This is a genomic window from Flavobacterium sp. (assembly GCF_031411595.1).
GTDB lineage: Bacteria > Bacteroidota > Bacteroidia > Flavobacteriales > Flavobacteriaceae > Flavobacterium.
Window position 1 is genome coordinate 39,832 of sequence record NZ_JANOBI010000026.1, and the last position, 13,194, is coordinate 53,025.

Below are 13,194 nucleotides of genomic sequence, written 5' to 3' on the forward strand. Positions count from 1 at the left end.
GTTTTAAAATAAATTCAAAAAACAATAACACTACATAACCATTTTCAATGTTTCTTTTCTGATAATCTTGCCATTGTCGGTTTCTTTAAATTTAGGAACAAACAAAATCTCTTTCGGCTTTTCATATTTATCGAGAACATCAAAAATGCTTGGGTCGATGGTTTGCTTTTCACCTTCTACAATCAACACCAATTTTTCGCCTAATTTTTCATCGGGTTTTCCGGCAACAAAAAATCGTGGTTCCATTTTGCTGATAAGCTTTTCTTCAATTTGTTCGGGAATCAATTTGATGCCACCGCTATTCACGACATTATCGTATCGACCTAAAAACACAAATTGATTTTCATTGACCAATTCAACAATATCATTAGTCACAATGACTTCATCTGAAATTCTCGGTGCATGAATCACCAAGCAGTTATGATCATCGTAAGATATTGTTACATTAGGTAACACGGTAAACGCCTTTTCCCCTACTTTTTTTGCAGCAATATGTGTAATGGTTTCTGTCATGCCATATGTTTCGTAAACAATCGTAGGCAATTTCGACAACTGTTTTTCGAGTGTATTATTAACTTTTACGCCGCCAATAATCATTTTTTTAACAAGCTTCAATTCTTTTAATGAATGTTGCGCTTGCAACGGAACCATCGCTACAAAATCGTATTCCGTATCGTTGTTGTATAAAGGTGTTGAATTGGGTTCAACCAAATCCATATCCAATCCTAAAATAAAACCTCGTACGAACATCATTTTACCGGCGATATATTTCACGGGTAAACATTGCAATACTTTGTTTCCGGGGTACAAATCGAAAAAATCGCCAGTTGCTAAAGCCGAATTCACCATGGCTTGTTTATCAACACGAATGACTTTCGATTTTCCTGTCGTTCCCGATGTATTCATTTCGATGTAAGATTTGTCATCAAACCAATCCAAGATGAAATTGCCTACCGGCTTTTCAAAATCTTCGCCTTCTTTGATAAAACTATAGGCAACACGGCACAAGTCTTCACGATTGAGATGAAATCCATCCAATTTAAAACTGTTATGTACGTTGTGATAAGTCAATTCATTCATGATTTCCTATTGTTTCTAAAGTTATTTTTCCTGTTAATTTTCCTTTCCAATCGAGCCAATGGTATTTTTTACTAAAGATAAATAAAAGTATAGGATATATAATCACGACAGGCAAGATTGTATCAATAAACACTGACGGTTCCGAAATGTCTTTTAAAACAGAATTCGTTTGAAACACCGACCAATCAGTGGTGACCAACAACGCGCCGATAAGGTTGTTCGAAGCGTGAAATCCGAGCGATAATTCCATGCCTTCATCCATGAGTGTGATGATGCCGAGAAACAATCCGGTTCCGATGTAATACACCAAAATAACATAACCGATTTTATCCACTTCCGGATTTAAAATATGCATGGTTCCAAAAATAATCGAAGTCATCGCCAACGGAAACCATTTCGTCATGCCTAAGTTCCCAAAACCTTGCATCAAATAACCGCGAAAGACCAATTCTTCGCAAGTGGTTTGTATCGGAATCATAACGGTTGCGATGATTAATAAACATAAAAACGGCAGTGGTTTGAAATTGACAACAAAGTCATTCGGGTTTAAATAATAATCCACAACCGTAGCAAATACTGTCAATACCGCCCAGATCATAAACGAAAATCCAATTCTATTCCAATCGATTTTACGTCTGGTGGTGATGATTTCTTGCATCGATTGTTGGTGTATAAAACGCAGCACAAAGTAAATTCCGGCAATCGCGAATACAAAAGAAACCATGATTAAAAAAAGCGTTACATTCGAGTCGAATATCGTCATCACTTCATTCTGATCAGTAGGAAAAGTTCTTCCTTCAAAAAAAGTTTTAACTTTAATAGCTACTACCAATGGAACTTGCCCAATCATTGAAGCGATAATAATCAACAATGATCCGACCAAATATTTCCAAAATTTATTTTCCTTGCGAATGCCTTGTTCTATAAACACGTGAATGATTTTCGACTAATTTAGTGTATTTTTTCAGAATTAATTCAATTCCTTTGCTAAAAAATAGTACACTTATGATTACGATTTATCACAATGGGCGATGCACAAAATCGAGAGAATGCATGGCTTTTTTAGAAGATTCGAACCACAAATTTCACATCGTCAAATATTTAGATAACCCACCGACTTTTGATGAACTCACCGAAATCATCCGCAAGTTAAACATCAAACCCATTGAACTCGTACGCCAAAAAGAACCGATTTGGGTGGCACTATTCAAAAACAAAAAGCTGACGGATCAAAAAATTATTCAAGCCATGATTGATCATCCCATATTAATCGAAAGGCCGATTGTAGTGAATGGCGACAAAGCCGTGATCGCAAGACCTTTCGAAAAAGTTAATGCTATCATTTAACAAACCTTTGTGAAAGGTACTTTAAACCAAAACTTATTTTTGTCTTCTATAAGTACAAACTTATTTTGCTATGACCAATCTAAAATTCGCACTTTTCCTATTTTTACTGCCCATCATAATCTACGCCCAAAACAGACCTGATATCAAAAAAATAAAAATCACTGGTGTCATCATTGAAAAAGTAAGCAAACAACCATTAGAATACGCTACCATAACCTTCATCAATACCAAAAATCCTAAACTCATCGGAGGCGGAATTACCAATGCCAAAGGCGAATTTGATGTGTCGCTCATACCCGGAAATTATACCGCCAAAGCGGAATTTATCTCATTCAAAGCTTTAGAAATTGCTGCAAAGGATTATCAGGAAAGCAGTTCACTCGGCACCATTGCTTTAGATGAAGATGCCACGCAATTAAAAACCGTCGAAATTCGTGCACAAACCACGAGTATCGAAATCAAACTCGATAAAAAAGTGTATAATGTTGGCCAAGATTTAATGGTCAAAGGCGGAACAGTAAGCGATGTGCTTGATAACATTCCGTCTGTAACCGTCGATGTTGATGGCGCGGTAAGTCTTCGCGGCAACAGCAATGTTAGAATTCTCATCGATGGAAAACCATCAAACGCTGTGAATATTTCCGATGCATTGCGACAAATTCCGGCCGATGCGATTGATAAAGTAGAAGTCATCACCAATCCATCCGCACGATACGATGCTGAAGGTGGTGGTGGTATTTTGAATATTATTCTCAAACGAGGCAAAAACCAAGGTGTCAATGGCAGTGTAATTGTTTCTGCGGGTTCGCCTGAAAACACCGGAATTTCCGGAAACTTTAATAGTAAAAATACTGGCTCCAATTTCTTCACCGCTTTGGGTTACAGTAAAAGTAACGGCCCCGGAAATACCAAAATCAATCAGGAAAATTATGACGATACGGGAAATTTTGTTTCCTATATCGAAGAACGTAGAAAAAACAAACGATCAAGAGAAGGTTTCAATGGCAGTTTTGGAATGGAATTGTATCTAGACAAGACTTCATCCTGGACGAACACACTGTCACTTCGAAAAAACAAAGGCGGAAATCCCGAAGATGTGATTTACTCGATTTACTCCGCCAATCCATTCGAACTACGCGAACGCTACAACGATCTTTACCGTTCGAGTCAGGATGTAGAATACACCACAAATTTCATCAAGAAATTCAAAAAAGATGGTCACAAATTCACCATTGATGGCGCGTTTTCTGTGGATACCGATTTAGAAAATTCTAACATTTACGGAAATGCTATCTTGCCTACACCTGCTTTTATTTCGTCAGAACGAACGACCAATAAGCAAAAGCAAAGTCGAAATCTGGTACAATCTGATTATGTATTACCATTCGGAAAAAACAGCCAATTTGAAATGGGCATTAAAGGAAATTATTTAACCTTACTCTCTGACTATAAAGTAGAAGAAGATGTTTTAGGAAATGATAACTTCACCATCAATCCGAATTTTACAAACACGCTAGAATACAAAGAAAACATCAATGCGGCTTACATTCAATTGGGTACAAAAATTAAAAAATTCTCTATTTTGTCGGGCTTGCGATTTGAAGATTCGAACATCAAAATCAACCAACTTGCCACGCAAGATTTCAACAACAAACACTACAACAACTTTTTTCCAAGCGCTTTCTTGACATACGAAATCAACGGAAGCACGAACATTTCGCTCAATTACAGCAAACGCATCAACCGACCGCGCGACCGTTTCATCAATCCGTTTTCATCCTATTCGAGCAACGTCAATTTATTTGTCGGAAATCCCGATTTAGATCCGGCTTTGAGCGATGCTTATGATTTAGGATTTTTGAAAAAATGGAGCAAAGTCACGTTAAGTACTTCTTTTTACATCAACAATACTAAAGATTCTTTCCAAGTGATCCGCAAAGAACGCGGCGATAAAATCAATGGTATTCCCGTGATTGTCAACACACCATTCAATTTGTCCACCGACAACAAACTTGGATTTGAATTCACGCTCAATTTCACACCTTACAAATGGTGGAAACTCAACGGCAATTTCAATTACTTCAGCAACAAAACCGACGGAAGTTATGCTTATATCAAAACCGATAACACCGCACAAACCATCGATCTTTATAATACTTCATCCACATGGTTCACGCGTTTGACCTCTAAAATCACATTGCCTTATAAAGTCGATTTTCAAGTTAACGGAACCTACAACGCTGCACAAAAAATTGCACAAGGCACCAACAAAGCCAATGCTAGTATGAACTTAGCCATGAGCAAAGACGTATTGAAAGACAAAGGAACGATTGCGTTTAATATCAATGATGTTTTCAATTCGCGAAAAAGAATCAATGATTTAAGCACCGCAAACGTCAATTCATACAGCGAAATGCAATGGCGCGAGCGACAAATCACAGTATCATTCACGTATCGATTCAACAAACAGAAAAACGAGCGTGAAAAACAACCGAAAAAAGAGGGTGATAATGGTGGCGATGACTACTAGAAATAAAAAAAGGAACTCAATTGAGTTCCTTTTTTATTCTAAAATCTAAAACTAATTAGATTCCGCTTTTTTCGCTTTTCTCTCTTTATACATTTCCCAAAGCGCGCCTCCAACCCAATACTGGACGAAAGCCACCAAGAAAAACATCAACCAGAACCCTATAGTTAGTACGGTCAAGAAAAGTAAAAAGCCTAAATACTGTGAAAATTCAAACATGTTTTCCGGAATTTTTTTGAATTATGAGCAAATGTAAGTGTATTATTTTTTCTTACCAATTAATTCCAAATCAATTTTTATAAAATAGTATTTATGCGTAATTTTGGGCAGGATTTTGAGGATTTATCCTGAATTTATTTCAGGAGCTGTTTCCCGCTATCATTCCAATCTTGTCATTGCGAACGAAGTGAAGCAATCTGTTTGTCGCATACGGCGCAATGCCAAGGATTTTCCCTTCAAACGAAGTTCACTGAACTCCTATGAAAAATATAAACCAGTGAAGTAATCGGGGCTAGGGTTTTCTGGTAAACCGAAGACCGCGTTAGGGATTGAGGCTTTGTTTGAGCTCTTTTTGTGCTGGCGTTCAGCACAAAAAAGCGAGTGCCGAAAGCCCGACCCGCAGGGGAACGCCCAAACATACAACTTACAACATACAACAAATAAATAACAACAATGGAATACAGAATTGAAAAAGACACCATGGGCGAAGTAAAAGTCCCAGCCGATAAATATTGGGGTGCGCAAACCGAACGCTCTAGAAACAACTTCAAAATCGGGCCATCGGCTTCTATGCCTAAAGAAATTATTGAAGGTTTTGCGTATCTTAAAAAAGCAGCGGCCTATGCCAATTGCGACTTAGGCGTATTAACTACCGAAAAACGCGACGCGATTGCAGCCGTTTGTGATGAAATCTTAGCCGGAAAACTCGACGACCAATTTCCTTTAGTAATCTGGCAAACCGGCTCGGGAACACAAAGCAACATGAACGTCAATGAAGTGATTGCCAATCGTGCTCAAGTGCTTGCTGGTTTCAAAATCGGTGAAGGCGAACCTGTCGTAAAAGCCAATGATGACGCAAACAAATCGCAATCGTCTAACGATACGTTTCCAACCGGAATGCACATTGCAGCCTACAAAGCCGCAGTCGAAATCACGATTCCGGGTGTAGAAAAACTACGCGATACACTGCAAGCCAAAGCCACAGAATTCAACACTGTTGTAAAAATCGGACGCACCCACTTGATGGACGCTACACCGTTGACACTTGGACAAGAAATTTCTGGTTACGTAGCGCAATTAAACTACGGCATCAAAGCATTAAAAAATACTTTATCGCATTTATCAGAATTAGCATTGGGCGGAACCGCAGTCGGAACAGGATTGAACACACCCGACGGCTATGATGTGAAAGTGGCGGAATACATCGCCAAATTTACAAACCATCCATTCGTAACTGCTCCCAACAAATTTGAGGCTTTGGCTTCACACGACGCAATTGTGGAAAGTCACGGTGCTTTAAAACAATTGGCAGTTTCACTAAATAAAATAGCCAACGATATCAGAATGTTAGCTTCAGGACCACGTTCTGGAATTGGCGAAATCATCATTCCTGAAAACGAACCGGGTTCCTCGATCATGCCCGGAAAAGTAAATCCAACCCAATGTGAAGCGTTGACGATGGTTTGCGCGCAAGTGATTGGTAATGATGTTGCAATTGCTGTCGGCGGTATGCAAGGCCACTATGAACTCAACGTTTTCAAACCCGTCATGGCAGCCAACTTCCTGCAATCTGCGAGATTGATTGGCGATGCGTGTATTTCTTTTGAAGAGCATTGCGCGAGCGGTATCGAACCCAACTACAAACGCATTAAAGAATTGGTTGATAATTCATTGATGTTGGTCACTGCATTAAACACCAAAATCGGTTATTACAAATCAGCTGAAATTGCACAAACTGCGCACAAAAACGGAACAACTTTAAAAGAAGAAGCAGTTCGTTTGGGTTATGTTACCAGTGAAGATTTTGATGCTTGGGTGAAACCGGAGGAAATGGTCGGAAGCTTGAAATAATTAATAATGAGAACCGGTATTGACATTGCCGGTTTTTGTTTTTTATATGGAATCGGAAAGTTAGATATGTTTTATATGCTTTAATCAACTTCTGTTTTCTCTAACCGATCAATGTTTTTTGAAGGTTTATCAATGGGTAATGTAAAATAAAAAGAAGATCCTTTGCCTACTTCACTTTCAACCCAAATTCGACCACCGTTTTTTTCTAAAAAGCCTTTGACTAATAATAGTCCAATACCAGCCCCTTTGTTTTCTTCTACTGCTTTGGAAAGCGATTTTACTTGAGGCGTAAAAAGTTTGTCTTGTATTTCTTTAGACATTCCAATACCTGTATCTTTTATTACTACAATCATCATATCGGTGCTTTTTTTGGCTGATAACGTAATTTCTCCTCCGCTATGTGAATGTTTTATAGCATTAGAAACTATGTTTTGAAGAATAGAAAGCAACATTTTTTCATCGGCAAACACATTGCAATTTTCTTCTATATCATGATGAAGATTTATAGTATTGATGGCTGCTGTTTCTTTTAATGATTGAAAAACTTTTTCAACAGAATGAATGAGTTCAATTTTAGCGGGAACAAATGCATCGGCTGCATACTTGATTCTTGCCCATTCAACAAGATAATCCAACATATTCAATTCGTTTATTGTTGCCTTGTGAAATTCGTTCAGCAAATCTTTTGCTAAAGCAGGAGCAATGGTGTCAAAATTTAATTTGAGATATTCAGCTGCTTGAATAATACCCGCAAGTGGACTTCGCAAATCGTGAGATAAAATAGCCAGTACATTTTCTTTATGCAAGTTAAGTTCCTCTAACTCTTTTGAATACTTTTTTATTGCGTCTTCTGAAATCTTTCGAGATGTGATATCGCGTAATATTTTTACATAACCTATTACTTCACCATCGATACTTTTTAATGGAAAAACCAAACCATCTGCATAAAAAATTTTTCCGTCTTTACAAGCATGCCATCTTACATCTACTGACCTTCCCATTTTTAAAGCTAGGTCTATTTCTTGTTTAGGAACACCTGCTATTTTATCTTCTTTTGTAAAAATAACCTCGAATGGTTTGCCTATAATTTCATCGGTTTCATATTGAAATATTTTTGTAGCACCTGAATTCCAACTATTGATATTCAATTCTTTATCGACCGTAAAAATGGAATAGTCTTGTAGACTATCTATAATTTGGCTGTAAAATTCAGCAGTAGGTACATATTGCTCTTTAAGAACTTTAGTGGTTTTTTGCACAGTGTTAATTTTGATTTTGCTAAAGGTTAGATAAGTTTTGTATGCAAAACAGATTGAGCAAAGGTGCGTGTTTAATTTTTAGATGTGTTACATTATTTTTTTAATTTGTTGCATTATTATGGTAAATAACCCTGCTTCTAAAAATTAATCAATCAGATATACATAGTGCGTAATTAACTGATTTACATGTTTTTAAAATACAATTTTAATCAAAATTTGCTTTATTTCAAAAAACAAACCTTCCAATACTGAAAGGTTTGTTGCTTTAAATTTTATACTGAATTACATGTTTCTGCGATACTGACCGCCAACTTCAAATAGCGCACTCGTGATTTGCCCTAACGAACACACTTTAGTTGCTTCCATCAAACGCTCAAAAATATTTTGATTCTTAATGGCAGCTTCTTGAATGATGTTGAGTTGTTCTTCCACTTGATGCTGATTGGTTTGGTGCAATTCGTTGAGCATTTCAATCTGATATTGCTTTTCTTCTTCAGTCGCACGAATGACTTCCGCCGGAATTACCGTTGGTGATCCTTTTGAACTCAAGAATGTATTCACACCAATAATTGGAAATTCTCCTGTGTGTTTCAACGTTTCATAATACAAACTTTCTTCTTGAATTTTCGAACGTTGGTACATCGTTTCCATCGCGCCCAATACTCCACCTCTTTCAGTAATGCGATCGAATTCCTGCAACACGGCATCTTCAACCAAATCAGTTAATTCTTCTATAATAAAGGAACCTTGAATCGGATTCTCATTTTTCGCCAATCCCAATTCTTTATTGATAATGAGTTGAATGGCCATCGCACGACGCACGGATTCTTCGGTTGGTGTTGTAATTGCTTCATCGTAGGCGTTGGTATGTAAGGAATTACAGTTGTCATAAATCGCATATAAAGCCTGCAATGTCGTACGAATATCATTAAAATCGATTTCCTGAGCATGCAGCGAACGTCCTGAAGTTTGAATGTGGTATTTGAGCATTTGTGCTCTTTCGTTGGCACCGTATTTATTCTTCAACGCTTTTGCCCAGATTTTACGAGCAACTCTACCAATCACAGCATATTCAGGATCAATACCATTCGAGAAAAAGAATGATAAGTTGGGCCCGAAGTCGTTGATGTTCATGCCTCGACTTAAGTAATATTCCACATACGTGAATCCGTTCGATAACGTAAATGCCAATTGTGTAATTGGGTTCGCTCCTGCTTCGGCAATGTGATAACCTGAAATCGAAACCGAATAAAAATTACGAACATTTTTTTCGATGAAATATTCTTGAACGTCGCCCATCAACCTTAACGCAAATTCTGTGGAGAAAATACAAGTGTTTTGTGCTTGGTCTTCTTTCAAAATATCAGCTTGCACCGTGCCTCGAACTTGAGAAAGTGTTTTGGCTTTGATGTCATTGTAAACTGCAGCCGGTAAAACCAAATCGCCTGTAACGCCCAGCAACATCAATCCCAATCCGTTGTTTCCTTCGGGTAAATCGCCTTGGTATTTCGGACGAGCCGTGCCTTTCTTTTTATAGATTTCGTTGATTTTTTCTTCCACTTCCATTTCCAAATTATTGGCTTTGATGTAATGCTCGCATTGTTGGTCAATCGCAGCATTCATAAAAAAACCTAATAACATTGGCGCCGGACCATTAATCGTCATACTGACTGAAGTCATGGCATGTACCAAATCGAAACCCGAATATAATTTTTTAGCATCGTCAAGACAGCAAATCGAAACACCGGCATTACCGATTTTTCCATAAATATCAGGACGAATGTGTGGATCGTTTCCGTATAAAGTCACGCTATCAAAAGCGGTTGAAAGTCTTTTTGCCGGCAAACCTGCACTTACATAATGGAAACGCTTGTTGGTTCGTTCCGGGCCGCCTTCTCCTGCAAACATTCTTGACGGATCTTCACCTTCGCGTTTGAATGGGTACAATCCTGAAGTAAAAGGAAATTCACCCGGCACATTTTCCTGCAAACACCAACGCAAAATATCGCCCCAAGCTTGGTACTTAGGCAAGGCGACTTTTGGAATTTGAGAATGCGAAAGCGATTCGGTGTGCGTCGCAATTTTGATTTCCTTGTCACGAACTTTAAACGAATAAATCGGGTTTTTATACTTATTGACTTTCTCGTCCCAAGTTAAAAGAATTTCCCAATTGTACGGATCTAAATCCATTTTGACGCGGTCGAATTCTTTGGTTAATAATGAAAGAAAATCTTTGTTTTGTTCGTTTATAATTAAGGATTCTTCTACGATTCCGGCTTTGTTGAAAGAAGGTAATTTTCTCGAAACCGTTTCTATTGTTTTGAAGATTCCGTATAATTTCTGTGCAACTTGTTCTTGGCTTAAAGCTATTTCGTCGTATTTGCGATTGTTCTCGGCAATTTCAGAAAGATAACGTGTGCGGTGCGGAGGAATCACAAAGATTTTCTCGCTCATTTCACGTGTAATCTGAAAAGTGGATTGCAAATCAGATTGTGTTTTCTCATGCACTTTATCCATGATGGCTTTGTAGAGCGTGTTCATTCCCGGGTCATTAAACTGGGAAGCGATGGTTCCGAAAACAGGTAAAGTATCTAAGTTGGCATCCCACAATTGGTGGTTGCGTTGGTATTGCTTTTTTACGTCGCGCAAGGCATCGAGCGAACCGCGTTTGTCGAATTTATTGATGGCAACCAAATCAGCGAAATCCAACATATCGATTTTTTCTAATTGGGTGGCGGCTCCAAATTCTGGTGTCATTACGTATAAGGAAACATCCGAATGATCCATGATTTCAGTGTCGGATTGCCCGATTCCTGAAGTTTCTAAAATAATGATGTCGTATTTTGCAGCTTTCAACACTTGAATCGCTTCTGCTACATATTTCGATAATGCTAAGTTGGATTGACGTGTTGCTAATGAACGCATGTAAACTCTAGGATTGTTGATCGCATTCATTCTGATTCTATCGCCTAATAAAGCGCCACCTGTTTTTCTTTTCGATGGATCGACAGAAATTAAACCAATCGTTTTTTCAGGGAAATCGATTAGGAAACGACGTACTAGTTCATCAACTAATGATGATTTTCCTGCGCCTCCGGTTCCGGTGATTCCGAGTACGGGTGTTTTGCAATCTTTATTTTTGGTGTGAATAATATCTAGTGTTTCTTTGGCCACTTCGGGAAAGTTTTCTGCGGAAGAAATGACGCGCGCGATTGCGGTTGGGTTTTTCTCTTCGAGGTGGTTGATTTCTCCATTGAGCACATCGCCGACAGCAAAATCAGAACGTTTTACCAAATCGTTGATCATGCCTTGCAAACCCATAGCGCGTCCGTCATCGGGAGAATAAATTCTGGTGATACCGTATTCGTGAAGTTCAGCAATTTCGGAAGGCAGAATTACACCGCCACCGCCACCAAATATTTTGATATGCCCTGCTCCTTTTTCTTGCAGCAAATCGTACATGTATTTGAAATATTCGTTGTGCCCGCCTTGGTATGAGGTCATGGCAATGGCATTCGCATCTTCTTGAATCGCGGTATTGACTACTTCTTCCACGCTGCGGTCGTGACCGAGATGAATGACTTCAACACCGGTCGATTGGATGATACGGCGCATGATGTTGATCGCTGCATCGTGGCCATCGAAAAGAGAAGCGGCAGTTACGATTCGGACTTTATGTGTTGGGATATACGGTTGGGCTTGTTCCATGTTTAAAAGATTCGCTTTTTAGAGCGTGCAATTTACAGAATTTTCAAAAAAATGCCTATTAAATAAGCTAAAACATAAAATTATAATCGATTGCCTTTTTTGGAAGAAATTGATTTTAGATTTGGGTGTTGTGAGAACCGAGAAACCCTAGCCCCGATTACTTCACTGGTTTATATTTTTCATAGGAGTTCAGTGAACTTCGTTTGAAGGGAAAATCCTTGGCATTGCGCCGTATACGACACACAGATTGCTTCACTTCGATCGCAATGACAAGATTGGAATGATAGCGGGAAACAGCTCCTAAAAAAATCCCAAACTTCATTTAAAATTCATATATCATGAGTATCTTTGCGCCATCAAAAACAGATTATGAACATACAACATATCCCACAAATTAAGCATACAGACAGCGGCAATTTTTTTCTATTGGCTGGGCCGTGTGCGATTGAAGGTGAAGAAATGGCGATGCGTATTGCTGAGAAATTGGTCGGCATTACCGATAAGCTAGAAATTCCATACGTTTTTAAAGGTTCGTTTAAGAAAGCCAATCGTTCTCGTATTGACAGTTTTTCGGGCATTGGCGATGAGAAAGCGTTGAAGATTTTGCGTAAGGTTTCAGAGACTTTCCACATTCCGACCGTTACGGATATTCACACGAATGAAGATGCGGAAATGGCGGCGCAATATGTAGATGTGTTGCAAATCCCAGCATTCCTAGTACGTCAGACTGATTTGGTCGTTGCGGCTGCGAATACAGGCAAAGTCGTGAATTTGAAAAAAGGGCAATTTATGAGTCCCGAAAGCATGAAACACGCCGTGCAGAAAGTATTGGATTGTCATAATGAAAATGTGATGGTGACCGATCGAGGTTCGATGTTTGGCTATCAGGATATGATTGTTGATTTCCGTGGGATTCCTACCATGCAACACTATGCTACTACGGTTTTGGATGTGACGCATTCGTTGCAGCAACCCAATCAAATGGTTGGCGTTACCGGCGGAAGGCCTGATATGATTGAAACTATTGCCAAAGCGGGAATAGCCGTTGGTGTTGATGGGATTTTTATTGAAACTCATTTTGATCCTGCTCATGCCAAAAGCGACGGTGCGAATATGTTGCATTTGGATCTTTTTGAAGGTTTGATGACGCGGTTGGTGGCGATTCGCAAAACGATTAATTCATTTTAATTTTTGGGCGCTTTG

General features: G+C 38.7%; 8 protein-coding genes. 4 read left to right on the forward strand and 4 right to left on the reverse strand.

The window, feature by feature from the left end; all coding sequences use genetic code 11:
• Nucleotides 1–30: 30 nt before the first annotated feature.
• Both RMO03_RS05565 and RMO03_RS05570 read right to left on the reverse strand, forming a co-directional pair.
• Nucleotides 31–1,080 carry an AMP-binding protein gene (locus RMO03_RS05565; RefSeq protein ID WP_309641102.1) on the reverse strand — a complete coding sequence of 350 codons (1,050 nt, stop codon included), beginning with the start codon at nucleotides 1,078–1,080 and terminating at the stop codon, nucleotides 31–33.
• Nucleotides 1,073–2,011, reverse strand: a complete 939-nt coding sequence (locus tag RMO03_RS05570) for a CPBP family intramembrane glutamic endopeptidase (RefSeq protein WP_309641103.1) — start codon at nucleotides 2,009–2,011, stop codon at nucleotides 1,073–1,075. Before RMO03_RS05570 ends, RMO03_RS05565 begins: the two co-directional genes overlap by 8 nt.
• A gap of 74 nt (nucleotides 2,012–2,085) precedes the next feature.
• Here RMO03_RS05570 and arsC point away from each other — a divergent pair, with 74 nt between their 5' ends.
• The 3 genes from arsC (at nucleotide 2,086) to fumC (ending at nucleotide 7,024) form a co-directional block, all read left to right on the forward strand.
• A complete protein-coding gene (arsC, locus tag RMO03_RS05575; RefSeq protein WP_309641104.1) occupies nucleotides 2,086–2,427 on the forward strand; it encodes an arsenate reductase (glutaredoxin) in 342 nt (113 codons plus the stop codon).
• A 70-nt stretch (nucleotides 2,428–2,497) separates the two neighbouring features.
• The gene (locus tag RMO03_RS05580) at nucleotides 2,498–4,957 is read left to right on the forward strand and encodes an outer membrane beta-barrel family protein (protein WP_309641105.1); all 2,460 of its coding nucleotides are present in this window, start codon (nucleotides 2,498–2,500) and stop codon (nucleotides 4,955–4,957) included.
• 669 nt (nucleotides 4,958–5,626) lie between these two features.
• Nucleotides 5,627–7,024 carry a class II fumarate hydratase gene (gene fumC, locus RMO03_RS05585; RefSeq protein WP_309641106.1) on the forward strand — a complete coding sequence of 466 codons (1,398 nt, stop codon included), beginning with the start codon at nucleotides 5,627–5,629 and terminating at the stop codon, nucleotides 7,022–7,024.
• An 80-nt stretch (nucleotides 7,025–7,104) separates the two neighbouring features.
• Here fumC and RMO03_RS05590 read toward each other — a convergent pair whose 3' ends face one another.
• Nucleotides 7,105–8,283 carry a PAS domain-containing sensor histidine kinase gene (locus RMO03_RS05590; RefSeq protein ID WP_309641107.1) on the reverse strand — a complete coding sequence of 393 codons (1,179 nt, stop codon included), beginning with the start codon at nucleotides 8,281–8,283 and terminating at the stop codon, nucleotides 7,105–7,107.
• A gap of 282 nt (nucleotides 8,284–8,565) precedes the next feature.
• Nucleotides 8,566–11,991, reverse strand: a complete 3,426-nt coding sequence (locus RMO03_RS05595; protein ID WP_309641108.1) for a methylmalonyl-CoA mutase family protein — start codon at nucleotides 11,989–11,991, stop codon at nucleotides 8,566–8,568.
• A 369-nt stretch (nucleotides 11,992–12,360) separates the two neighbouring features.
• Here RMO03_RS05595 and kdsA point away from each other — a divergent pair, with 369 nt between their 5' ends.
• A complete protein-coding gene (kdsA, locus tag RMO03_RS05600) occupies nucleotides 12,361–13,179 on the forward strand; it encodes a 3-deoxy-8-phosphooctulonate synthase (RefSeq protein ID WP_309641109.1) in 819 nt (272 codons plus the stop codon).
• The last annotated feature ends 15 nt before the right edge of the window (nucleotides 13,180–13,194 follow it).